Raw genomic sequence first — 22,142 nt, 5'->3', positions numbered from 1 at the left:
TCTTTACAACCAGTTCTTGTGTTTGAAATACAGGTACGGCGAGACGCCAGCCGCCACCATCAGCAGCAGGGCGAACGGATAGCCGTAGGGCCACGACAGTTCCGGCATGTGTTCGAAGTTCATACCGTAGATACTGGCCACCAGGGTCGGTGGCAGGAAGACCACGGCGGCGATCGAGAAGATCTTGATGATCTGGTTTTGCTGAATGTTGATGAAGCCCTGGGTCGAGTCCATCAGGAAGTTGATCTTGTCGAACAGGAAAGTGGTGTGGGTCATCAGCGTCTCGACGTCGCGCATGACCTCGCGCGCCAGCTCCTGCAGGTCGCTGTGGCCACGCAACTGACGCATCAGGAAGGCCACCGAGCGCTGGGTATCCATCAGACAGAGACGGATCTTGCCGTTGCTGTCTTCCAGCTTGGCCAGTTGGTCGATCGCCTCCTCGAGGTCGGAGCCTTCTTCTTCGAGTACCAGATGGCTGACGTCTTCCAGGCGGCGATGGATGTCCTCCAGGGTATCGGCGAGGTTTTCCACTTTCTGGTCGAAGATGGTCAGCGTCAGCGCCTGGGGAGAGTCGGCCTCGACCTGGCCGTAGCGGGCACGCATGCGCAGCAGGCGAAAGTCGGCAAGTTCACAGTCGCGAAAGGTGATCAGGCGATCCGGCTGGAGAATGAAGGCGACCGTCGTGTTGCCGTGGCGTCCCTCACTATGCGAGAGAAACAGCGAGTGAACGTGGATCCCGTCGGCATCGACGAAGTAACGTGCCGAAGATTCGATCTCTTCCACATCCTCACCGGCCGGCAGCTCGTCGGCAAGAAAGGCGTTGAGGTGCTCGCGCTCGTCCTCATCGGGTTCGTGGGCATCGATCCAGGTCGCCGTGGAGAGCCGTTGCGGAAGTGTCAGGGTTTCCCGGTTGTCTTCCTTGATGGTGTATCTGTCCAGCGTGAAGGTGCGAATCATGGGCATCCCTGTTCCTGTGTATCTGGAGAACAAGGTTAAGCGCTGACGGGATGTACGCCAACCGCTAGAAATACGCAGAAAACCAGGTTGGTCAGAACGGGCGGGGGCAGGCGAAGAGCGCCCCGGATCTCCGGGGCGCGGTGAGCGTTACTTCTTGTTGCTGAAGTACTTGGCGAAGATTTCGTCGTAGGTGCCGTTTTCCTTCAGCGTGGCGAGTGCCTCGTTGAACTTGCTGGCCAGCGCTTCGTCACGCTTGCGGAAGGCGATGCCGAAGCCGTCGCCGAAGTAGGACTTGGGCTCGGTGATCATGCTGCCGACGACCTTGTAGTTGCCGTCTTCGCTGTCGAGCAGCGTGGACTTGCCGACCGGAAAGTCGAGGAACACTGCGTCGAGGCGGCCGGCTTCCATGTCCAGCACCATGTCGTCGGCAGTGGCGTAACGGTTGATGTCGGCGATATCACCGTACATGTCGCTGACGTAATTGTCCTGCAGGGTGCCGCGCTGGACCCCGATGTTCTTGCCTTCGAGGGTTTCCTTGGCGGGCATGTCGATGTTGCTGTCGGCAGGCGCGAACCAGGCGGACGGCGGCGTGAAGTACGGATCGGAGAACAGCACCTGTTCGCGGCGTTCTTCATTGATGGTCATCGACGACATGATGGCGTCGTATTTGCGTGCCATCAGGCCCGGGATGATGCCGTCCCAGCCCTGCACGATCCATTCGCACTCGATGCCCATTTCCGCGCACAGGGCGTTGCCGAGTTCGATATCGAAACCGGTCAGTTCACCTTCGGGGGTGCGATATTCCATCGGCTCGTAGGGGACGTCGACACCGAAGCGTACGGTGTCGTAGTCGCGAGCCTGGGCGGTGCCGGCAAAGAGAGCGGCGCTAAGCAGTGTGACGGTCAATAGCTTGTTCATGAAGAGACTATCCCTTTGTTGTACGAATCGACTTTTGGTCGAATGACCCGACCAAGGTAGCGTACCCGAGGTCGAGTCGGAAGAGGGAAACCTGTCGCCTGAGGACATTTTCCCAACGCTTGTTTGACGTCACGCCTCAGCTCTGCGGTCTGAGATGCGCCAGCATGCGCTTCTCGAGATAGCGGAACAGGTAGAGGATCGCGAACGTCAGGCATAGATAGAGCGCGGCCACGAAAAGGAATGCGTCGAACGGGGCGTAATAGCGCGCATAGACCAGACGGGCGGCGCCGGTCAGGTCCATGATCGTCACCACGCTGGCGATGGCGCTGGCATGCAGCATGAAGATCACTTCATTGCCATAGGCCGGCAAGGCGCGACGAAAAGCGCTGGGCAGCACGATGCGACGCATCATCAGCCCACGCGACATGCCGTAGGCGCGTGCGGCTTCGATCTCGCCCTTGGACGTCGCCTTGATTGCACCATGGAATATCTCGGTGGTGTAGGCGGCGGTATTCAGAGTGAAGGCAATCAGCGCCGGGTAGAATGGCTCCTCGAGAATCAGCCATAGCCAAGTGTCCTGGATGCCTTCGATGAATACCACGCCGTAATAAATGATGTAGAGCTGAATCAGCAGCGGGGTGCCACGGAACACATAGGTATAGAAGAAGATCGGCAGTTTGATCCATTTGCGTCGCGAGCCCCGGGCGATGGCCAGGGGGACGGCCATGACCAGGCCGATGATCAGCGACAAAAACACCAGTTGCACGGTGGTGACCAGACCCTCGGCATAGTACTCCAGTGTCTGGGCATTGAAGATGGTGTTGTCGGCCAGCAGGTTGGTGAACCAGGCGTTCAGTTGTTCCATTCGTCAGCCTCCCCGAACCCGACGTTGTAGCGCTTCTGCAGGCGTGCGAAGAGCCACTCAGAGACGCTGGCTATGGCCAGGTAGATTACCGCCACCGGAATCAGGAAGGTGAACGGCTCGTGGGTGGCCTTGGAGGCCTCTGCAGCCACGCGCACCATGTCGGTTAGCCCGATGATAGAGACCAGCGCCGTGGTCTTGAGCAGTACCATCCAGTTGTTGGACAGCCCCGGCAGGGCATGACGCATCATCTGCGGAAAGCGAATGCGCCGGAACATCAGCCCTTCGGACATGCCATAGGCGCGGCCGGCCTCGATCTGACCGCTGTCCACGGCGAGGAAGGCGCCGCGGAACGTCTCGCCCATGTAGGCGCCGAAAATCAGCGCGATGGTTATTACACCGGCGACGAACTCGTTGATGTTGATGAAGATATCGATATCGAACTGATAGTAGAGCCAGTCGGTGACCGCGTTGATGCCCATCTGGCCGCCGAAAAACAGCAATAGCATCAGTACCAGGTCGGGCACGCCGCGGATCACCGTGGTATAGAGCGTGCCGATACGATGCAGGATCCAACTACGTGACATCTTGGCGCTGGCGGTGAGCAGGCCAAGGACAACGGCCAGCAACAACGACAGTACGGCAAGCTCGATGGTGACCAGAGCGCCTTCCAGCAGGCGTGGGCCGTAGCCCTGCAGGTCGATCATGGTTCTCTCCTGCTCAATGCTTTGGCGCGAGGAATTGCTTGAGGCGTTCGGAGCGTGGGTTGTCCAATACCTCCTTGGGAGGCCCGGCTTCTTCCACCACGCCCTGATGCAGATAGATCACCTGGCTCGACACGTCCCGGGCGAAGGCCATCTCGTGGGTGACCACGATCATGGTGCGTCCCTCCTTGGCCAGGTCGCGCATGACCTTGAGCACATCGCCGACCAGTTCCGGGTCGAGCGCCGAGGTCGGCTCGTCGAACAGCATCACCTCAGGGTCCATGGCCAGGGCGCGTGCGATGGCGCCACGCTGCTGTTGGCCGCCGGACATCTGTGCCGGGTAATAGTCGGCGCGTTCCAGCAGACCGACGCGATCGAGCAGGGCGCGGCCCTGCTCGATGGCTTCCTTGCGCGGTTTCTTGAGCACATGGATTGGCGCTTCGACGACGTTCTCGAGCAGCGTCATGTGCGCCCACAGGTTGAACCCCTGGAAGACCATCGACAGCTTGGCGCGGATGCGCTCGACCTGCTTCCAGTCGGCGGGCTCGCGGCCGTGACGGGTTTTCTTGAAGCGAATTGGCTCGCCATGAACGATCAACTCGCCCTCGTTGGGCTGCTCGAGCAGGTTCATACAGCGCAGAAAGGTACTCTTGCCGGAGCCCGAGGCGCCGATGAGCGTGATCACATCGCCCTGACGGGCTTGCAAGGACAGGCCCTTGAGGACCTCGTTTTCTCCGAAGCGCTTACGCAGATTGCGCACTTCGAGGGGTAGGGGCGTTTCGGCCATGCGTCGGACTCCGGTGACTGGCTTATCAGGTCACCTACGAAACAGCATCCTCGGGCCATGAGTCGGGATGGGCCGACATGGCAGGAGCGGACCGTTTCGTAAGCCACCTGTGCGGTGTATCGATGCGGACTGGCGCAGCGTGCTTGCCGCAGAAAAGGCAGCGATTCTAACAGGCGTTCGATGCCGATTCAGAGAGGGTTGTTCACCCAGAGTTGCGACTTTGGTCTGATGGCGCTTGGGGAAGCATGGTATGTTTCCTCTAAATTATTGTAATAATGCCTTTTTTTGTTCCAAACGGTGCGTTAGAGGCAGTACATGCCGCTAACGCTAATTTTGCGGTGCCGAGGTGGCACATACCAGTAGCGCGGCACGCGCCCCGAGTTCCACGTTGGCATTGGGAAAGACCACTGCCAAAGGCCGCTCGGTGACGATGAACTCGCCGGCGTTGGCATCGCAAGCCAGCCGGGTCCCGACGGGAAACTCGCTGAAATTCGGCGTGTCGTCGGGAAAGCACAGGCGAAAATCATCGCTTTCTCGCATCAGCTCATGCTCGACCCTGAAGAACTTCATCTGGTCGAGGTCGGCGGTGGGCGGCTCGCGCCCCTCGATCAATGCCTCGATCAGCCGGCGCATGGGACGCAAGGCAGCAAGGTCATTTTCTCCGAATGGCCGCACCTTGCCTAGCTCCAGAGTGAACGCCTGGGCCTGATGATAGTGTTTCGAGTAGTGCGAGAATGTCCAGCTGTGCTGATGCTGATGCAGCACCGCCTGAATGTCGGCGGCCGCGAGCCAACGCCACTGCTCGCCCCGAGTGGCGGTATCCGCGTAAGGTTCGACGGCGAAGCGCGGGTAGCGACTGTCGCGAATCGCGGTGTGCAGGTCGTAATGCAGGCGCGGCTGGGGATGACGCGCATAGAAGGCATCCACCGCCGCCATCAGTTCATGGGCACGTTGCGGTTCGTCACCGGTGTCATTCAAGTCGCGGCGGAACAGACGATTGAGATTCGTCTGGCAGAAACGTTTTCCGGCACGGATCGAGGGCAGGTTACCCAGAATGATCAGTGTCGGGGCGCCGAGACGCAGCAGGCCGGCTTCCAGGCGTGCCAGCAATTCGCCGACCAGCTCGATGGGGGCCGTCTCGTTGCCATGAATGGCGGCGGAAGCGATGACGGCATGCGCCTGGGGCTGGAGAACGTTGGGTGTCAGCTCGAGTATGCCCGGTCCGTGGATGCGATAATGGCCGAAGGACACTTGCCCTTGGGCAGCCGAGGGCGACTTACCGTCCAGCGTCAGGCCGAGCCATTCAGCCAGCATGGCGCTCGCCTCGGGCATCGGTGGACTCAACGAAGTGTTCGAGTTTCATTGGCGTCTGCCTGTCGTTTTGACAACGGTTTGTTCTGAAAACGAGCGTTTCTTGACGGCTCATCGATGACGTTAATGGCCGATTAGCTGTCTCGATGATTAGCTACCTTCCGTTGCGCTTTGCATGGTGGCAAGAGAAGGCGTCGGGCTGATGAAAAATGGGGTGCGATAATGAAAACCTGCAGCAGGGCCGACAATTGTGTCCGGCCCTGCAAGGCTGGCTAAACTGACGTGTCGCGATGCCTAGGCGCCGCGCGTAGCGGTATACAGCGTATAGATCGACTGGCTGGCGGTCATCAGCAACTGGTTGCGATCCTCGCCAACGAAACAGACGTTGGAGCAGATTTCCGGTAGCAGGATACGCCCCAGCAGGGTGCCGTCAGGAGAGAACACGGCGACACCGTCGACGTCTTCGCCGCCTGATGCACTCGACCAGATGTTGCCGTGCATGTCGCAGGTCAAGCCGTCATACGTCGTGCTGTTGCTGGTGACGAGTTCCTGCCGGTTGCTGACGCTCTTGCCGTCATCGGCCAGGGACCACTTGATGATCGCGGCAGGTTGGTCCGGGAAGTGGGACGGTGCGGTATCGCTGGCGTAGAACGCCTTGCCGTCGGGGGTCAGTGCGATGCCGTTGGGCTTGTGGATCTCGTCGGTCAGCAGTATCGGTTCGTCGAGCGTATCGTCGACGTAGTAGATCGCCGGCTTGAGTTGCAACTCGCGCTTGTGTCCCTCGTATTCCACGTGCGCCCCGTAACCGGGATCGGTGAAGATGATCCCGCCCGACGGCAGCGCCACCAGGTCGTTGGGCGCATTGAGCGGCTTGCCCTGATACTGGCTGGCCAGGATCGTGGTGGTCCCGTCCCATTCGTAGCGAATCACGCGTGCCGGATAGTGCTCGCAGGAGACCAGGCGCCCGTGGTCATCGAAGGTGTTGCCGTTGGAGTGGCCTACCTTATGGCGAAGCACGCTGACTTGTCCGGTGGGTTCGTCCCAGCGCATCTGCCGGGCGCGGGGGATGTCGCTGAATACCGCATAGCGACCCACGGCGTTCCAGGCCGGTCCTTCCAGCCACAGCCCGCCGGTCCATTGGCGCTGAAGCGGGGTATTGAAGAGGAAGTAATCGCGAAAGCGTTCATCGACGATTTGCCAGGCATCGGCCGGATAACGGTCCGGCGGAGAGGCGTTCATGGCAGTATGGGCAAAGAGGGCGGGGGCGGTGCCGGCAGCGGCCAGAGCGGCCGATGCCGACAGGAACTGTCGGCGTCCAAGCTTCATTTTTCTTTCTACCTGTTTGTTCGTGGCGTTGTGAACAGGACGTAGGCCGCAATGAGCCTACCTAGAAAAATGTAGAAGCTTTGATATTAAATGTTAAACATAGGTGGGGCGCCTTTAGTCGAATACGGCGTCTGCCAACTATCTTTAGCCGGCCTGACGCTGGTCTGGGCAGATGACCGGGCGTTGCTCGACCTTGATCAGTTTCTCGACGGGAAATTGCAATTCCCTGGCCCGGCGCACCAGGGAGCGATAGGTGCGTTCGTCGAGGCTGGGCTCGCGAGCCAGTATCCAGAGGTAGTCACGATCAGGGCCGGCCACCAGGGCATGACGATACTCGTCATCGAGTTCCAGGATGTTGTAACCGCCATAGAACGGCCCGAAGAAGCTGACCTTGAGTCGACCCACGCTGGGGTTCTCGATGAAGTACGCCTTGCCCTCGGCAATGTCCCACTGGCCCGTTTCCAGGTTGTAACCTCGATTGATGACGTCGATGCCTCCATCGTCGCGCCGTCGATAGGTGGCAGTGACACAGGAAAGGCCTTCCTCGAAGCTATGCGGTAGACGGGCGATTTCGTACCAGCGACCCAAGTATCTCTCGAGCCGAAAGTCGCTTACGGCCTGGGTGCCGTCGGGGATGCCGGTGCAACCGGCCAGGAACGTGAACGGCGCCAACCAGGTCAAGCGGGGAAACGAGGGTAGCTGCGTGGCAATGGCCATGGCCGATATCCTTATCGTTGTTGCTTTATTCAGGGATAGGGGGATCGGCAGCGACTTGCAAGACGAAAATACCAGAAAATTGATCTAGCTATTAATGAACAGCGTACTGTAACCGTACCGGCAGTCCTTTTGGACATACCGGTACGTTTCGTTACGCTTCGAGTGCGTCGACGATGGCCTTGCCCAACGACTGGGTCGTGCCCTGACCCTTCAGGTCGGGGGTAAGAGGCGCCTGATCCGGGCCGGCGCCAAGGACGCGTTCGATGGCCTCGACGATAGCCTTGCCGGCGTCTTCATGACCGAGATGCTCGAGCATCATGGCGCCACACCAGATCTGGCCGATGGGGTTGGCGACGCCTTTGCCGGCGATGTCCGGCGCGCTGCCGTGGACCGGCTCGAACAGACTGGGGTATTTGCCTTCCGGATTGATGTTGGCCGAGGGCGCCACGCCGATGGTGCCGGTACAGGCCGGACCCAAGTCGGAAAGGATATCGCCGAACAGGTTGCTGGCCACGACGACATCGAACCAATCGGGATGCAGGACGAAGTTGGCGGTGAGGATATCGATGTGGAACTGATCGACGGTAATGTCCGGGTAATGCCTGGCCATGGCTTTCACCCGCTCGTCCCAGTAGGGCATGGTGATCGAGATGCCGTTGGACTTGGTGGCCGAGGTCAGTGAATGACGTGGGCGTTTCGAAGCCAGTTCGAAAGCGTACTTGAGTACCCGATCGATGCCGACTCGGGTCATGACCGTGTCCTGGATGACCACTTCGCGTTCGGTGCCTTCGAACATTTTGCCACCGACACTGGAGTACTCTCCCTCGGTATTCTCGCGTACGACGTAGAAGTCGATGTCGCCGGGCTTGCGGTCGGCCAGCGGACTTTTTATTCCCGGCATCAGGCGACACGGGCGAAGATTGATGTACTGATCGAAGGCGCGACGGAACTGCAGCAGGGACCCCCACAGCGAGATATGGTCGGGTACCTTTTCCGGCCAGCCCACGGCGCCGAAGAAGATGGCGTCGAATGAAGACAGGATATCGAACCAGTCGTCCGGCAGCATCTGGCCGTGCTTGAGGTAGTAGTCGCAACTGGCAAAGTCGAAATGCTCGATTTCCAGTTCGATACCGAAGCGCTTGGCGGCGGCGTCCAGAACGCGCAAGCCTTCCGGCATGACTTCGGTGCCGATGCCGTCGCCGGCGATGGCGGCTATGCGATGGACCATGGTGGACTCCTTCTTGTTGAGCGGCAGGTCACCAGAGTCTAGTCGCTGTTACGCCTGAGATAATCAGGATAGAATGCAAGCCACTCTTGCGTTCTAGTTGATAATCACGCTATGGCCAATATCGATGATCTCGCCTTCTTCCAGCGGCTGGCCCACTGCGGCAGCCTGACGGCGACGGCCCGCGAGCTCGGCATCTCGCTGTCGGCGGTCAGCAAGCGTCTCAAGCAGGTCGAGGCCCGGCTGGGCGTCGAGTTGGCCAGTCGTACCACGCGCCGTCTCACACTGACCCCTGAAGGCGAGCTTTATCGTGAGCGTGGCGCGGCCATCCTCGATGAGATCGGCGAACTGGAAGGCGCACTGAGTGCCCAGCAGACCGCGCTTTCGGGACGTTTGCGCGTCAACGCGACCTTCGGTTTCGGCCGGCGGCATGTCGCGCCGTTGATTTCCTCGTTCACTCAGCGCCACCCGCAGCTCGAGGTGCTGCTTGAATTGACCAACTTTCCTCTCAATCTGGCGGATCATGGTTTCGATGTCGGCATCCGTGTCGGCCAGCCACCGGATTCCCGACTGATTGCCCGGCGCATTCTGTATAATCGCCGCATTCTGTGCGCTGCCCCGGATTATGTGGCGCGCATGCCGGCGTTGACCTCTCCCCAGGATCTGTCAGCGCACCAGTGCCTGCTGATTCGCGAAAACGACAGTGACTATGCACTCTGGCGCTTCGTGAACGGAATGCATGAAGCCGCAGTCAAGGTATCAGGTCGGCTTGCCAGCAATGATGGTGAAGCGATTACGCTACTGGCGCTGGAAGGGCATGGCATCATGCTGCGGTCGTGGTGGGATGTCTATCTCCATCTGGAAAGCGGGCAACTCGTCGAATTGCTGCCAGACTGGCAGGGAGTGGAGGCAGACTTTTATGCCGTCTATGACCAACGTCGTCATCTGCCGGCTCGTTTGCGCGCTTTCGTCGCCTATCTCGAGCAAGCCCTGCCAGGTCGTGTGCCGGCACCACCGCAGCGCGCTGGCATAGGCCCGAAAGGCATCGCGAGTGCTTGAGGCCAAGCGGTTGTCGCGGTCATCTGCCACTGCCAAGGAGAGATTGGCTTGAACATACTCATGTTTACCAATACATATCGCCCAATCGTCGGCGGGGTCAGCGAGTCGGTGCAACGGCTCAAGGCCCGTTTGCAGGCGGAAGGGCACAAGGTATTGGTCGTGGCGCCCAAGCTGAAGGGACAGCCGAAGCATGAGCCGGACGTGGTCCGCGTTGCAGCGGTGCAGCATTTCAATGGCAGTGACTTCTCATTGCCGGTGCCGATCCCAGGACAGCTCTACGAGGCCATCGAGGCCTTCGATCCCGATATCGTCCATTCGCACCATCCGTTTCTGCTCGGCGATACCGCGGCCCGGGCGGCGGAAACCTATGGTCTGCCGCTGATCTTCACCCACCACACTCTCTACGAACACTATACGCACTATGTGCCGGGCGACTCGCCACGCATGCAGCGCTTCGCGGTGGCGCTGTCCACGGAATACACCCGCCTGTGCGATGCGGTGATCGCGCCCAGCGACAGCATTCGTGACCTGCTGCGCTTGCGTGGCGCCAACGAGGCCGTGCATGTGGTCCCCAGCGGCGTCGACACCCGGCGCTTCGCCCAGGGCGATGGCGCTGCCATTCGGCAACGCATGGGGATCCCCGACGATGCGTATGTCGTCGGTCATGTCGGCCGCCTGGCACGTGAGAAGAACCTGCCGTTCCTGACCGAGGCGGTTACCCGGTTCCTGAGCGAACGACCGCGTGCGCACTTCCTGGTCGTCGGCGACGGGGATGCACGCATTGCCATGCACGAGACCGCCTTCCACGCCGGTGTCGTCGACCGGCTTCATTTTACCGGCAAGCTCCACGACCAGACGCTGATCGATGCTTACCACGCCATGGATGTGTTTGCCTTTGCCTCGCATAGCGAAACCCAGGGCATGGTATTGGTCGAAGCCATGGCGGCCGGCCTGCCCGTGGTGGCGGTAGACGCGCCGGGGGTACGCGAAGTCGTGGAAAATGGTCTCAATGGCTATTTGCTGCCCGGCGATCACGCTGGCGCGCTGGCCGCAGCCCTGCACAACCTGGACGATCGGGGGCTGCGATCCGAGCTGCGTAGCGGCGCATTGTCGACCGCGCAGGCTTTCGATGAGTCATGCTGTGCCGCGCGTTGTCTGGAGGTCTATCGGCAGGCGATCGCTGCCGGGGGGCCCGTCAGTCACGCCGACGAGGATGCCTGGGAGCGCATGCGTGGTCGCCTGGAGGCGGAGTGGCAGCTACTCCGTCATCGGGGGCGAGTGCTGCGCTCGTTGCTCCAGGAAGAACCGGTGTACGGTCTGATGGCCAAGCCCGAGGCGCCGGAAACCTCGCAGAAATAGTGCACTAGCGCCGGCCGCGCTGCTGTTTGTAGGTGGCGTACCGCTTGAGCCCCAGCAACACCAGCACTGCCAGGACCAGACCGCCTAGCGCATAATAAAGTTCGCTGCGGTTCTCGGCGGTCACCAGCGAGCCCAGCTGGCTGCCCAGCAAGGTCATGCCGATCAGACCGGGAACGATGCCGATCAACGAGCCCAGCATGTAGTCTCGAAAACGTAGATGAAAGGCGCCGGCCATCATGTTGGTCAGCGTGAACGGGGCCAATGGCAGCAGGTTGACGACCGTCATGGTGCGGATACCCCGCCCGGCCAAGTGTTTGGCGAGCCCGTTTAGGCGCTGGCCGCCGTGGCGCAAAAGAGCGTCGCGTCCCAGCTTGCGACCCGCCCAGTAGGTCGTGGCCGAGGCGACCAGCGTACCGGCCAGGGCGTAGCCGAATCCCCACCATGGTCCGAACATCAATCCGGTCACGGCCACCAGGATGCTGAGCGGAAACACCAGAAGCGAGGCGCCGGCGTAGACGCCCACGACCACAAGGATGGCCCAGGGCGAGTCGCGCCAGGCGACGGTATACTGGACGAGGTCCATCAGACGTTCCGGTGTCAGGGCGTCGTTCATGGCCAGCCATTGCCACAGCAGGCCCAGGCCGGCCAGCACGACCAGCGATACGATGACGATGATGAGGGGACGGGACATAAGCGCTGCGCATCCATTCGCTTGGGTGGCGGTTAGGATACGCATGAAGGACATGGCGGCCAATGCTTGGCCGCCATGAGGGGAGGGTTACAGCGACAGTGCGTCACGCACGGCCGGCCAGGCCGGTTCGCCCGCCTGGGTGGTAACGCCCTCGAGCATGGCTTGAACGCGCTCCGGATTGCTGCGAATCCACTCTTTGGCAACCTCGTCGGCCGGACGTTCTTCCTGACCGAAGCCCTGAATCATCCAGCTCTGCTCTTCGGCCTCGAAGGCGAACTTCTCGAAGAAGGCCTTGAGGTTGGGGTGGGCCTCGGCATAGCCGCTGCGCATCAGGGTCAGCACGTCGCTCTGGCCGTTGTTTTCGCCGAACAGATCCTTGGAATCGTCGAGATAGCGCATCGGCAGTTCCAGATTCATCCAGTGCGGCGTCCAGCCCACCCAGACGATCGGTTCCTGACGCGATATGGCATCTTCGGCGGCACTCAGCATGCCCACCGTACTCGTGTCGACGATACTCCAGTCGCCCAGGCCCCAGGTGTCGTTGTCGATGGCCTCGTTGAGGATCTCGCTGGCCGCGGAGCCGGCACCGAAGCCATAGATCTCGCCGTTGAACCGCTCACGGTTGGCGTCCAGATCGGCGAAGCTCGTTACGCCGCTCTCATAGACGTAGTCGGGCACGGCCAGGGTCATCTGGGCGCCGTCCACGTTATTGGCCAGGCGAACAACGTCGCCGCTTTCCTCGCGCGGCTCGAGCATATCCTGCTGTGCCGGCATCCAGCCGCCGAGGAAAACATCGATATCGCCGGTGTCGAGTGCTTGGTAGATCACCTGTAGGCCAAGTTCCTGGCTGCGTGTCTCATACCCTAATGGCTGGAGCAACTGCGAGGCGATCTCGGTCTTGACGGTAATGCCGGGCCAGGCCGGAACGCCGAAATCGAGCGTGGCGTCATCGGCCATGGCCGGTAGGGCAATGGCGCCGGCCAAGGGCAAGGCAAGGAGGGGCTTGATCATGGGATGAGTCATAGACAGTTCTCTTTCAGGTTGTTGTAGGGCCGGACCGCCGTGCTTGTCGGGAGGGTTCGGCATCATGCACTGATGTAACCATGCCGAGTGGGCATATCCATTACAAACGATTATTCTAGGGGCTATGCCCAAGTTATACTTATACCGAGCTTTTTCATGAAGCCATTACCTCCCGTTCTCTGGCTTCAGGCCTTCGAGTCAGCGGCCCGCACACTGAGTTTTACGGAAGCCGGCAATGAACTCGGCGTCACCCAATCCGCCGTCAGCCAGCGTATTCGCCTGCTCGAGGATCGCTTGGGCCAGAAGCTGTTCGTGCGTCATCCTCGCAGCCTGACGCTGACTCCGGCCGGCCAAGCGTGGCTGCCTAGCATTCAAGAGGCATTTACGCGGCTGGCCGAGGGCACTGCCGAGGTGTTCGGACCCCGTCCAGAAGCGCCTGTCACGTTACGAGCCACACCGATAATGCAGCAGACTTGGCTAGCGCCTCGCCTGCTTGAGTTCCATCGCAACCATCCGCAGGTTGCAGTGCATCTCGTCAGTGCGATCTGGACCGAGGACTTCGGCCCGGAAGGCGCCGATCTGGAGATTCGCTACGGTCGGGGCGACTGGGAGGGATTCGAGGCTCACTCACTGGGCACCGAAACCATGCTGCCGGTGTGCTCCCCGGAGGTGGCTGCGCGCCTGCGCGAACCGGCCGATCTGGCGGGAGAAACCCTGTTGTCTGCACTGGGATTCGCCGTCGGATGGCAGGCCTGGCTGGAGCAGGCAGGCCTACCGGAGCTCGACACGCGATGTCCCACGATCAGCTGTGACAATCAGGTCACGACATTATCTCTGGCAGCCCGGGGCGGGGGCGTGGCCCTGACGCATCACAGCCTGTTGACCCAACGTGACGATCTGATCGCACCATTCTCGCTGTCGGTACCCAGTGACGAGTGCTTCTGGCTGGTGCGTCCGTTACGCCTCAGGTGGCGCCAGGAGGCCGGGTTGCTATGGGACTGGCTGATGCGTTCCGCCGCCTGACGCCTATGCTGTAGTCAACATTCCACCATGGAGGTCAAGACAATGCGTGAAGCATTAGCGGCGGCATTTCAGTGCCGATACCGCCCCATGGCACTGATGATGGTCGCCTGGTTATGGGTACTGGCTGCCCCGGCCAGTGGCGATGAAGTGCGTGAGGCTGACGGCCATCGTCACCACAGCGCCAAGCATGACGAGCGTGGCTATGGGGCTCACGCCGAGCCTCGCATCGAGGTGATCGTCGGTGGCGTGAGCAACGGCGAACCGGCACGGCAGAAGACGGAGAGCGACGCGGATGAGGAGGCGAGTATCTGCCGGCAGGCGCATAGCGTGACCTGGTCCACCCGCAACCTGCCTTGCCCGGACGCTCAGCCGGCCGAACGTTCCAAGGTCTGGTCGACCACGGGGAATTGATTGGCCGGTCAAGGCAACGACGTCACGTAGCGGGAACATCATGCGGCGAGAAAGCCGGAGAGATGCGTTGGGAAACCAACCTTTACATATCGGTAGTGGTACGGTCATGCATCTTGTTCCAGCTTTAGGATGAGTTTCATCACTATGTTGGCCTCATCGGGCCACTCGTTTCCCGACAGCGTCCAAAGGAGTGAACGCATGCCGAATCGTCGCGAATTTCTTGTTGGCGCAGCTGCAGCCGCCGCAGCTACCTCCGCCTCAAAGCTGCTGGCCGCTCAGGATGGCCCCTCACTGAGCAATACCAACGCCGGTGGCAATAATGGGGAAGTCATCTCCGAACTGCCCGAGAATCCGCCCCTGGCCTCCAAACTGTTTCCGCCCGAGCACAAGTTCGGGGTAGGCGGCACTCAACTGGGCAACATATTCAAGGTCACGTCCGACGACGAGGCCGAGAACATGCTCGAAGCCTGCTGGGAAAATGGCGTGCGTTATTTCGATACCTCGCCATTTTACGGCCTAGGACTCTCCGAGCGCCGTCTGGGCCATTTTCTGAATGGCAAATCGCCGCAGGAATATCTGCTGTCGAGCAAGATAGGGCGGTTGCTGAAGGCCGATGCATCGGTGGACAGCAAAGGCAACTGGAAGGGCGACCTGAACTTCAGCTACCACTTCGACTACACGGCTGCAGGCACCCGTCGTTCCATCGAGGACAGCCTGCAGCGCCTGGGCGTTCCCAAGATCGACATCGTCTATATTCATGATCTGACACCGGGCATGTTGGGCGACGACTGGCGGGAATATCTCGAGACTGCGCGTCAGGGAGCCATGCCAGAACTGTCGCGCATGCGTGACGAGGGCATCATCGGTCACTGGGGCATGGGGGTGAACAACATCGAATCCTGCCTTGCCGCCATGGAATCCGCCGATCCCGATGTCATGCTGCAGGCCACCAAGTACAACCTGATGGACCATGAGGATGTGTTGAATCGCCTGTTCCCGAAATGTCGTGAAAATGGCGTATCCGTCGTTGTCGGGGCGCCGTTGGGCGCAGGCTTTCTCGCTGGCGTGAATCGTTGGCTGTACAGCGAGGGCATTCCGGACGGTTATTGGGAAAAGCGCGACCGTATCGCCCAGATTGCCCACCAACATGACATCGACCTGCGTACCGCGGCGCTGCAGTTCACTGCGGCGCCGGATGTGGTCGCGGCGACCATTCCAGGTGCCCGTAACGCCCAGCAGGCCAAGGAGAACCGCGATTCGATGAACGTCAGGATTCCCGCTGAGTTCTGGCAGCAGCTCAAGCAAGAAGGGTTGATCGCTCAGGAAGCACCTACACCCAGCTAAGGGCAGCGGCCGGCAGACCGGTGGGCTGGTCTGCTGGCCATATCAAGCGGATTGATAAGCTCTCATGCGCGTTAGCGGGTCCTGTCGGAAATAGCGACGCAGCAGGGCGTATAAGGCGGGATAAGCCTCGTTCAGTACGTCCGGGGCAGAGAAAAAAAGCTCGCAGCAGACGGCAAAGCATTCACCGGGATGGGTGGCTGCGTAGTCATCGATGGGTGTCGGTTCACCGCGTTCGAGGTGAGCCTGCAGGTCGTTCCAGACGGCCATGAAGGTTTGGTACCACTCTCGACCGGCAATGTCCGACGACAGTGGCGGAAAGCCGTCGGCATCCAGTGAGTTGTCCATGTCGAGCTTGTGGGAGAGCTCGTGGATGATCACGTTGAAGCCGGTCCAGTCGCCGCTGTCACGTACGTCGGCCAGCGACAGCACGACCGGCCCTTGATGCCAGGTCTCGCCGACTCTCTCATCCGTGTATTCATGCATGACGCCGGCCTCGTCCATCTCCTCCACCCGGCGGCGGAAAGCGTCGGGCAGGACGACTATCTCATGAATACCCGCAAAGGCCTCTTCGGCATCCGCTTCACTCCAGCCCAGCGTGAGCAGGCCGGCCTGGGCCAGTAGGCTCAATCGATCGGACAGATCGAATTCCAGCCCATCCGGCAGAGTCAAGCGCTTGCGATGCAGTAAACGCCAGGTGCGTTGCCCCAGGCGCTGACGTTCATCGTCATTGAGGGCAGCCAACAGCGGCAGGCGTTTGCAGGCCCGTTGCCACTCCGCCTGGGGGAAAGGATGGCGGGCATCGAAGCGTGCGGCCCGCCATTGGCGCCATTTGCTCAGCATCAGTCTTCCTGACGGCCCCCGCTCTTCCACGACCAGTCGCGCCAGCGCAGATCGAACAGGTCCTTGCGGCGATCCTTGAGGTTGGTCACCGAGCCTTCCGAGCGGACGATCTTCAGGCGCAGCAGATCGAGGTCCGAGAAGATCACCATTTCGGTGTTCGGCGTAGTCTCGGAGAGCACGGCATCATGCGGGAAGGCGAAGTCCGACGGCGAGAACACCGCCGACTGGCCGTACTGGATGTCCAGATTCTCGATCGAGGGCACGTTGCCCACGCTGCCGCACAGTACCACGTAGCATTCGTTCTCGATGGCGCGGGCCTGAGCGCAGTGACGTACGCGCAGGTAACTGTTCTTGGTGTCGGTCCAGAACGGCACGAACAGGATATCCATGTCCTGATCGGCAAGCAGGCGCGGTAGCTCCGGGAACTCCACGTCGTAGCAGATCAGGATGCCGACACGCCCGGCATCGGTTTCGAAGACGCGCAGTTCGTCGCCGCCTTCCACCACCCAGTCGCGGCGTTCCTGTGGAGTAATGTGCAGTTTGGCCTGAGACTCGGTGGAACCGTCGCGATGGCATAGATAGGAAACGTTATAGAGCTTGCCATCTTCGCCTTCCTCGACCATCGACCCGGCGATGATGTTGATGTTGTAAGAGACCGCCATGCGAGAGATTTCGGCCTTGAACTGCTCGGTGAAACTGGCCAGAAAACGAATCGCCTGGATCTGGTCCGACTGGTCGGTCAGACCCATCAACGGAGTATTGAACAGCTCGGGCAAGACCACGAAATCGCTCTGGTAGTCGGACACCGCATCGACGAAATACTCGACCTGCTGCAGCACCGACTCCACCGAGGCGAACTCACGCATCTGCCACTGCACGGCACCGACGCGGACCTGAGTGCGGCGCGACTCGAGAATGCGCTCGGCGGGCTCGAAAAGGATGTTGTTCCACTCGAGCAGCGTGGCGTACCCCTGCGACTTCTCGTCCTCGGGCAGATACTTGCGCAGCAGGCGTTTGACCAGAAAGCCATTGGCGAGCTGGAACGACAGGATCGGGTCGTGGATTTCCTTGCGCGCAACCTTTTCCAGATAATCGGTCGGCGACATCTCGTCGGCATATTGATGGTAATGGGGAATCCGCCCGCCAGCGAGAATGGAGCGCAAGTTCATCGAGCGACACAGGTCCTTGCGCGCTTCATAAAGGCGCCGACCCAGTCGATAGCCGCGATAGTCGGGGTGGATAAGTACGTCCAGACCATACAGGGCATCGCCATCCGGATTGTTGAGGATGATTTCACGATGGCCGATCAGGTCGTCGTACTTGTGCGGGTTGGAGAAGCGGTCGTACTCCACCAACGCAGTCAGAGCCACGCCGACGATACGACCATCATCCTCGATCACGATCTGGCCATCGGGGAATTCCGCGATCAGCTTGTCGATGGTCAGCTTGGGCCAAGCGCCGCCGATATCGTTGTAGACGGAATCCATCAGGGCCTTCAGCTGCGGATAGTCGTCCAACGTCAGGTTGCGCAGGTTGAGATGGAGTTCGTCTAGGGCCATGGGCGTCTCGAGTCCTCAAAAAGTGGCAGTATGGTAACACGCGTGGTGTTAACGCCAGGACGGGCATGGACAGCAAACGCGCTCAGACGTTCACTGCCCTTGGGACTGGCATGGAGTGACGCGGTGGGAGAAGCGGTTGCCTCAGCGGCCCAACGTTTCCAGAAAGGCCAGGGTGCGGCCGTGCGAAAGTGCCGAGGCGTGCTGGTCGTAGGCGCTGCGTGCCCAGCAGTTGAAGCCATGGTCGGCGCTATCGTAGACGAACATCTTCACGTCGTCGCGACCGGCAAAGGTGCGGCGCGTCTGCTCGATGTGCTCGTCGGTGATGTGCTTGTCCTGGCCGGCAAAGTGAAATTGCACGGGGACCTGAAGCCGATCGGCCTTGTCGAGATGATTGGCAATACCGCCCGGGTAAAAGCAGACGGCCGAATCGACACCGGCATCCAGCGCGCTACGGAAGGAGAGAATGCCGCCCATGCAGTAGCCCAGCGAGGCTACCTTGCCTCGGCACTCCGGACGTCCGCGCAGAGTGTCGACGGAGCAGGCGATATCTGCGATAGCCTGGTCCGAGTCCATGGCTTTCATCAGCGAGAACGCCTTTTCCATATCCTCGCCTTCATAACCCAGCTCGACGCCGGGCTCCTGACGCCAGAAAATATCCGGGGCCAGCACCACATAACCGTCCAGTGCATACTGTTCCGCAACGCTGCGAATATGGGCGTTGACGCCGAAGATTTCCTGCAACAGTACGATGCCGGGGCCCTGGCCTGCCGGCGGCAAGGCCAGATAGCCCTTGAACTTGCCGCCGTCCCTGGCCGTGATGTCGATCCATTGCGATGTCATCGAAGACTCCTTATCGATTCGTGAACAGGCGAGAGTGTCATGCCTGCCATGTTACCGAGTCCAGTCTAGGTGTCTCCAGGTCGCTTGTGCCAATCGGCGGCATGGTCTGCTTCCTTGACGGTAGTTGAGATGAGTCCGCATGGGGACGCTCAACTAAGGCGTATTCCGTGCCACAGACTAAATTGAATTGATAAACAATAGGTTAGCGATTTTCTGGGGTAGGGGTGCCGCAGGCGGGGTAAGGGCTTGCCTGGAATGGGCAGCAGCTTGCCTGAAGGGCAGAACGTTGCACACCGTCCTGGCTGGCCATCCCCGGTTGGACCGGGGATGGCTCAGGTTCTTGTCAGTCAGCGATGGCTTTGGCGCCGGCCTTGGCGACCTGTACGTCCTGCTCGGGCTTGACACCCGAGATGCCGATACTGCCAGCCACTTGGCCGTCGACGATGATCGGCACGCCACCGGAAAGCAGTGCCTGCATCGGGGCGGTGACGAAGGCGGTACGGCCGTTGTTGATCATTTCCTCGAAGACCTGGGTCTCCTTGCGACCGATGGCGGCGTTGCGCGCCTTTTCGGTAGCGACGCCGGCACTGAACGGCGCAGCGCCATCCATACGACGCAGACCCAGCAGGTGACCGCCATCGTCGGCCACGGCGATAGTCACTGCCCAGCTATTGGCCTGGGCTTCCTGCTGGGCGGCGTCGAGAATCGCGTTGACGTCGTCTAGGGTCAGCACGGATTTGGTCTGCATAATGTTCTCCTTGAGTGGTTGTTCCTGACGAAAGCTATGCGGGGTGCGCCTCATTGTGCGTACGGCTCGCCGCTGATGGCAAAGACCCATCGACGATCTCGATCCAGTGCCTGACAGGCGTGCGGCTAGCGCCGTCGAGGTGGGTCTGGCAGCCGATGTTGGCAGTCACGATCAGTTCCGGATTGCCGGCTTCGAGTGCCTCGAGCTTGTTGTCGCGCAACTGCTTCGAGAGTTCCGGCTGGGTCACCGAGTAGGTGCCCGCCGAGCCGCAGCACAGATGCGCGTCGCGCACTGGCGTCAGTTCGAAACCGAGACGCGAGAGTACGCCTTCGACGGTACCGCCGAGCCGCTGCGCATGTTGTAGCGTACACGGGCAATGGAAGGCGAGTCGGCGCGAGGCCTTGACGTTCAAGGCGTCGAGGTCTTCGTCGCGCAGGATCTCGACCAGGTCCTTGGCCAGTGCGCTGACGCGCGCGGCCTTCTCGGCATATGCCGGATCGTCGGCGAGCATCTCGCCGTACTCCTTGACGAAGGCGCCACAGCCGCTGGCGGTCTGCACGATCGCCTCGGCGCCGTTCTCGATGGCTGGCCACCAGGCATCGATATTGGCGCGAATGCGTTGCCGGCCGGCTTCCTGGGCATTGAGATGAAAGTCAATAGCGCCGCAGCAGCCCGCCTGTGGGGCAGGTGTCAGGCCGATGCCCAGCCGGTCGAGCACCCGGGCCGTGGCGGCATTGGTATTGGGCGACAGACCCGGCTGTACACAGCCTTCGAGAATCAGCATCTGACGGGCATGCTGACGGCCGTCTGGACGTTTGCCCGGATCGATGGGGCGAGCCGGCATCTTGTCACGCAGCGTGCCGGGCACCAGTGGACGAAAGGTCTGGCCAGCCTTCAGCAGCGCCGCGAAGCGCTTGGGATCGACCAGCGCCTTGCGCAGGCCGTAGCGCAGGGCGCGCTCCTTCGGTGTACGTCCCACGCGGCGTTCGACCTCGGCGCGACCGATATCGAGCAGCTTGTGATATTCCACCCCCGATGGACAGGTGGTCTCGCAATTGCGGCAGGTCAGGCAGCGGTCGAGGTGCAGCTGGGTCTCGCGGGTGATCTGGTCGTCATCATCGCGGCTTTCCAGCAATTCCTTCATCAGGTAGATACGCCCACGTGGCCCGTCGCGCTCGTCACCGAGCAACTGGTAGGTGGGGCAGGTCGCATTGCAGAAGCCGCAGTGCACGCAGGTGCGCAGCACTCGGTCGGCTTCGCGGATGTGCGGTTTCTGCAGGTCGGCGTCGGTAAATTGCGTCTGCATATCAGAACTCCGGATAGAGCCGGCCGGGATTGAAGATGCCGTTGGGGTCGAGCTGCGCCTTGAGCTGGCGGTGGTACTTGGCCACGACTGGGGCCAACGGCGTGAAAGGCTCGGCCGCCCCGCCTAGCGACTGCGGGGTGAAGCAAGTGGCATGACCGCCAGCGCGGGTGGTGGCATCGCGCAATGCCTGGGCACCGGCATCGCTGCGCACCCAACGCTGGGCGCCGGCCCAGTCGTAAAGGGTATCGCCGTCGATGGTCAGGGGCGGGGTATGGTTGGGTAGCGACAAGCGCCACAGCGGGCGAGCATCCTCTTGGGAAAAGAACGCCAGGCGCTGTTCGCGCAGGTCCGACCAGAACGTTGCATCCAGGGCTTCGCCACCCAGGCGCTCCGCCGTGGCGGCGACCGAGCTGCGTCCGCCCTCGAGGCGCAGATGGAGCGCGCCGTCATGCCAGGCGGCTGCACTCAGCGGCAGTGGCTGGCGGCCCCATTCGGCGAGGCGTTCGAGTGCGCTGTCCAGCGTCATTTCCAGGCGCAGGCTGCGTGTCTCGGTGGGCTTGGGCAGAACCTTGAGCGAGACCTCGGTGACGACACCGAGCGTGCCTTGGGCACCCACCATCAGCCGGGACAGGTCATAACCGGCGACGTTCTTCATGACCTCGCCTCCGAAGCGCAGATGCTTGCCCTCGTGATTGATGACCCGAGTACCGAGCATGAAATCGCGAACGCTGCCGGCCCAAGGGCGACGCGGCCCCGACAGGCCGGTGGCGATCATGCCGCCGACCGTGGCTGCCTGGCCGAAGTGCGGTGGTTCGCAGCCGAGCTGCTGGCCCTCGGCGTTCAGGGTGGCCTCGAGTTCGCTCAGCGGCGTGCCGGTGCGCACCGAAATCACCAGCTCGACCGGGTCGTAGTGGGTAATGCCGCGATGCTCGGCCAGCGATAGGATCTCGCCCTCGACAGGCCGACCGTAGAACGTCTTGGTATCGCCGCCGGCGATCCTGAGTGGCGTCCTGTCGGTATTGGCCTGGCGCACCCGCTCGCAGAGCGCCTCGCTCATGTCCCGGTCCTGTGCCGACGACGTGCTGCGTTCGGCGTGTGCGGAGTAGTTGTCCTGTTCGTGATGTTCCATGTC

The 22,142-nt window shown here is 61.1% G+C and carries 22 protein-coding genes; 5 read left to right on the top strand and 17 right to left on the bottom strand.

What is annotated here, in order from left to right; genetic code table 11:
* Positions 1-3: 3 nt before the first annotated feature.
* From corA to MHM84_RS05660, 9 genes are all read right to left on the bottom strand, one after another.
* Positions 4-957, bottom strand: coding sequence for a magnesium/cobalt transporter CorA (corA, locus tag MHM84_RS05700; protein ID WP_239263853.1), 954 nt, complete (start codon positions 955-957; stop codon positions 4-6).
* Between the two features lie 147 nt (positions 958-1,104).
* Positions 1,105-1,875 (bottom strand): ABC transporter substrate-binding protein, encoded by a 771-nt coding sequence (locus MHM84_RS05695; protein WP_239263455.1) that lies wholly within the window; start codon positions 1,873-1,875, stop codon positions 1,105-1,107.
* Between the two features lie 136 nt (positions 1,876-2,011).
* On the bottom strand, positions 2,012-2,740 hold the full coding sequence (locus tag MHM84_RS05690) for an ABC transporter permease (protein ID WP_239263452.1): 729 nt from the start codon (positions 2,738-2,740) through the stop codon (positions 2,012-2,014).
* Complete coding sequence (locus MHM84_RS05685) at positions 2,728-3,444, bottom strand: ABC transporter permease (RefSeq protein WP_239263449.1); 717 nt, start codon at positions 3,442-3,444, stop codon at positions 2,728-2,730. The genes MHM84_RS05690 and MHM84_RS05685 overlap by 13 nt, the downstream gene beginning before the upstream one ends.
* 13 nt (positions 3,445-3,457) lie before the next feature.
* Complete coding sequence (locus MHM84_RS05680; protein WP_239263447.1) at positions 3,458-4,228, bottom strand: ATP-binding cassette domain-containing protein; 771 nt, start codon at positions 4,226-4,228, stop codon at positions 3,458-3,460.
* A gap of 327 nt (positions 4,229-4,555) precedes the next feature.
* On the bottom strand, positions 4,556-5,542 hold the full coding sequence (gene astE, locus MHM84_RS05675) for a succinylglutamate desuccinylase (protein ID WP_239263851.1): 987 nt from the start codon (positions 5,540-5,542) through the stop codon (positions 4,556-4,558).
* A gap of 291 nt (positions 5,543-5,833) precedes the next feature.
* Positions 5,834-6,865: an SMP-30/gluconolactonase/LRE family protein gene (locus MHM84_RS05670; RefSeq protein ID WP_239263444.1), complete on the bottom strand. Its 1,032-nt coding sequence runs from the start codon at positions 6,863-6,865 to the stop codon at positions 5,834-5,836.
* Between the two features lie 144 nt (positions 6,866-7,009).
* Positions 7,010-7,582, bottom strand: coding sequence for a lipocalin family protein (locus MHM84_RS05665; RefSeq protein WP_239263442.1), 573 nt, complete (start codon positions 7,580-7,582; stop codon positions 7,010-7,012).
* A 151-nt stretch (positions 7,583-7,733) separates the two neighbouring features.
* The gene (locus MHM84_RS05660; protein ID WP_239263439.1) at positions 7,734-8,810 is read right to left on the bottom strand and encodes a tartrate dehydrogenase; all 1,077 of its coding nucleotides are present in this window, start codon (positions 8,808-8,810) and stop codon (positions 7,734-7,736) included.
* A gap of 111 nt (positions 8,811-8,921) precedes the next feature.
* On the opposite strand from MHM84_RS05660, the gene MHM84_RS05655 reads away from it, so the two are divergent.
* Together MHM84_RS05655 and MHM84_RS05650 are read left to right on the top strand one after the other, a co-directional pair.
* Positions 8,922-9,866 (top strand): LysR family transcriptional regulator, encoded by a 945-nt coding sequence (locus MHM84_RS05655; RefSeq protein ID WP_239263437.1) that lies wholly within the window; start codon positions 8,922-8,924, stop codon positions 9,864-9,866.
* 48 nt (positions 9,867-9,914) lie between these two features.
* Entirely contained in the window at positions 9,915-11,225 is a 1,311-nt protein-coding gene (locus MHM84_RS05650; protein ID WP_239263434.1) for a glycosyltransferase, read from the top strand.
* A gap of 4 nt (positions 11,226-11,229) precedes the next feature.
* Here MHM84_RS05650 and MHM84_RS05645 read toward each other — a convergent pair whose 3' ends face one another.
* Complete coding sequence (locus MHM84_RS05645; RefSeq protein WP_239263432.1) at positions 11,230-11,916, bottom strand: TVP38/TMEM64 family protein; 687 nt, start codon at positions 11,914-11,916, stop codon at positions 11,230-11,232.
* Positions 11,917-12,003: 87 nt separating this feature from the next.
* The gene (locus MHM84_RS05640) at positions 12,004-12,939 is read right to left on the bottom strand and encodes an ABC transporter substrate-binding protein (RefSeq protein ID WP_239263430.1); all 936 of its coding nucleotides are present in this window, start codon (positions 12,937-12,939) and stop codon (positions 12,004-12,006) included.
* Positions 12,940-13,095: 156 nt separating this feature from the next.
* Here MHM84_RS05640 and MHM84_RS05635 point away from each other — a divergent pair, with 156 nt between their 5' ends.
* The 3 genes from MHM84_RS05635 to MHM84_RS05625 all read left to right on the top strand — a co-directional run bounded on the left by MHM84_RS05635 (position 13,096) and on the right by MHM84_RS05625 (position 15,717).
* Positions 13,096-13,962: a LysR substrate-binding domain-containing protein gene (locus tag MHM84_RS05635; protein ID WP_239263428.1), complete on the top strand. Its 867-nt coding sequence runs from the start codon at positions 13,096-13,098 to the stop codon at positions 13,960-13,962.
* A 42-nt stretch (positions 13,963-14,004) separates the two neighbouring features.
* The gene (locus tag MHM84_RS05630) at positions 14,005-14,373 is read left to right on the top strand and encodes a hypothetical protein (RefSeq protein ID WP_239263426.1); all 369 of its coding nucleotides are present in this window, start codon (positions 14,005-14,007) and stop codon (positions 14,371-14,373) included.
* Between the two features lie 198 nt (positions 14,374-14,571).
* Entirely contained in the window at positions 14,572-15,717 is a 1,146-nt protein-coding gene (locus tag MHM84_RS05625) for an aldo/keto reductase (protein ID WP_239263424.1), read from the top strand.
* Positions 15,718-15,759: 42 nt separating this feature from the next.
* Here the strand turns inward: MHM84_RS05625 and MHM84_RS05620 are convergent, their stop codons facing one another.
* From MHM84_RS05620 to glcE, 6 genes are all read right to left on the bottom strand, one after another.
* A complete protein-coding gene (locus tag MHM84_RS05620) occupies positions 15,760-16,557 on the bottom strand; it encodes a M90 family metallopeptidase (protein WP_239263422.1) in 798 nt (265 codons plus the stop codon).
* Positions 16,557-18,116, bottom strand: coding sequence for a bifunctional GNAT family N-acetyltransferase/carbon-nitrogen hydrolase family protein (locus tag MHM84_RS05615; RefSeq protein ID WP_239263420.1), 1,560 nt, complete (start codon positions 18,114-18,116; stop codon positions 16,557-16,559). The genes MHM84_RS05620 and MHM84_RS05615 overlap by 1 nt, the downstream gene beginning before the upstream one ends.
* A 141-nt stretch (positions 18,117-18,257) precedes the next feature.
* Positions 18,258-18,956, bottom strand: a complete 699-nt coding sequence (locus MHM84_RS05610; protein ID WP_239263418.1) for a dienelactone hydrolase family protein — start codon at positions 18,954-18,956, stop codon at positions 18,258-18,260.
* 343 nt (positions 18,957-19,299) lie between these two features.
* Positions 19,300-19,704: a heme-binding protein gene (locus MHM84_RS05605; protein ID WP_239263416.1), complete on the bottom strand. Its 405-nt coding sequence runs from the start codon at positions 19,702-19,704 to the stop codon at positions 19,300-19,302.
* 34 nt (positions 19,705-19,738) lie between these two features.
* Positions 19,739-21,010: a glycolate oxidase subunit GlcF gene (gene glcF / locus MHM84_RS05600; RefSeq protein ID WP_239263413.1), complete on the bottom strand. Its 1,272-nt coding sequence runs from the start codon at positions 21,008-21,010 to the stop codon at positions 19,739-19,741.
* A gap of 1 nt (position 21,011) precedes the next feature.
* A complete protein-coding gene (glcE, locus tag MHM84_RS05595) occupies positions 21,012-22,139 on the bottom strand; it encodes a glycolate oxidase subunit GlcE (RefSeq protein WP_239263410.1) in 1,128 nt (375 codons plus the stop codon).
* Positions 22,140-22,142 lie beyond the last annotated feature (3 nt).

Source organism: Halomonas sp. McH1-25, assembly GCF_022348165.1.
Classification (GTDB): Bacteria; Pseudomonadota; Gammaproteobacteria; order Pseudomonadales; family Halomonadaceae; genus Modicisalibacter.
This window is presented reverse-complemented; position numbering and strand designations above follow the sequence as displayed.

Bases quoted from the DNA above. Each gene is read 5' to 3' on its own strand.
- corA (WP_239263853.1), bottom strand. From the start codon at position 957: ATGATTCGCACCTTCACGCTGGACAGATACACCATCAAGGAAGACAAC.
- MHM84_RS05695 (WP_239263455.1), bottom strand. From the start codon at position 1,875: ATGAACAAGCTATTGACCGTCACACTGCTTAGCGCCGCTCTCTTTGCC.
- MHM84_RS05690 (WP_239263452.1), bottom strand. From the start codon at position 2,740: ATGGAACAACTGAACGCCTGGTTCACCAACCTGCTGGCCGACAACACC.
- MHM84_RS05685 (WP_239263449.1), bottom strand. From the start codon at position 3,444: ATGATCGACCTGCAGGGCTACGGCCCACGCCTGCTGGAAGGCGCTCTG.
- MHM84_RS05680 (WP_239263447.1), bottom strand. From the start codon at position 4,228: ATGGCCGAAACGCCCCTACCCCTCGAAGTGCGCAATCTGCGTAAGCGC.
- astE (WP_239263851.1), bottom strand. From the start codon at position 5,542: ATGCTGGCTGAATGGCTCGGCCTGACGCTGGACGGTAAGTCGCCCTCG.
- MHM84_RS05670 (WP_239263444.1), bottom strand. From the start codon at position 6,865: ATGAAGCTTGGACGCCGACAGTTCCTGTCGGCATCGGCCGCTCTGGCC.
- MHM84_RS05665 (WP_239263442.1), bottom strand. From the start codon at position 7,582: ATGGCCATTGCCACGCAGCTACCCTCGTTTCCCCGCTTGACCTGGTTG.
- MHM84_RS05660 (WP_239263439.1), bottom strand. From the start codon at position 8,810: ATGGTCCATCGCATAGCCGCCATCGCCGGCGACGGCATCGGCACCGAA.
- MHM84_RS05655 (WP_239263437.1), top strand. From the start codon at position 8,922: ATGGCCAATATCGATGATCTCGCCTTCTTCCAGCGGCTGGCCCACTGC.
- MHM84_RS05645 (WP_239263432.1), bottom strand. From the start codon at position 11,916: ATGTCCCGTCCCCTCATCATCGTCATCGTATCGCTGGTCGTGCTGGCC.
- MHM84_RS05640 (WP_239263430.1), bottom strand. From the start codon at position 12,939: ATGACTCATCCCATGATCAAGCCCCTCCTTGCCTTGCCCTTGGCCGGC.
- MHM84_RS05635 (WP_239263428.1), top strand. From the start codon at position 13,096: ATGAAGCCATTACCTCCCGTTCTCTGGCTTCAGGCCTTCGAGTCAGCG.
- MHM84_RS05630 (WP_239263426.1), top strand. From the start codon at position 14,005: ATGCGTGAAGCATTAGCGGCGGCATTTCAGTGCCGATACCGCCCCATG.
- MHM84_RS05625 (WP_239263424.1), top strand. From the start codon at position 14,572: ATGCCGAATCGTCGCGAATTTCTTGTTGGCGCAGCTGCAGCCGCCGCA.
- MHM84_RS05620 (WP_239263422.1), bottom strand. From the start codon at position 16,557: ATGCTGAGCAAATGGCGCCAATGGCGGGCCGCACGCTTCGATGCCCGC.
- MHM84_RS05615 (WP_239263420.1), bottom strand. From the start codon at position 18,116: ATGGCCCTAGACGAACTCCATCTCAACCTGCGCAACCTGACGTTGGAC.
- MHM84_RS05610 (WP_239263418.1), bottom strand. From the start codon at position 18,956: ATGACATCGCAATGGATCGACATCACGGCCAGGGACGGCGGCAAGTTC.
- MHM84_RS05605 (WP_239263416.1), bottom strand. From the start codon at position 19,704: ATGCAGACCAAATCCGTGCTGACCCTAGACGACGTCAACGCGATTCTC.
- glcF (WP_239263413.1), bottom strand. From the start codon at position 21,010: ATGCAGACGCAATTTACCGACGCCGACCTGCAGAAACCGCACATCCGC.
- glcE (WP_239263410.1), bottom strand. From the start codon at position 22,139: ATGGAACATCACGAACAGGACAACTACTCCGCACACGCCGAACGCAGC.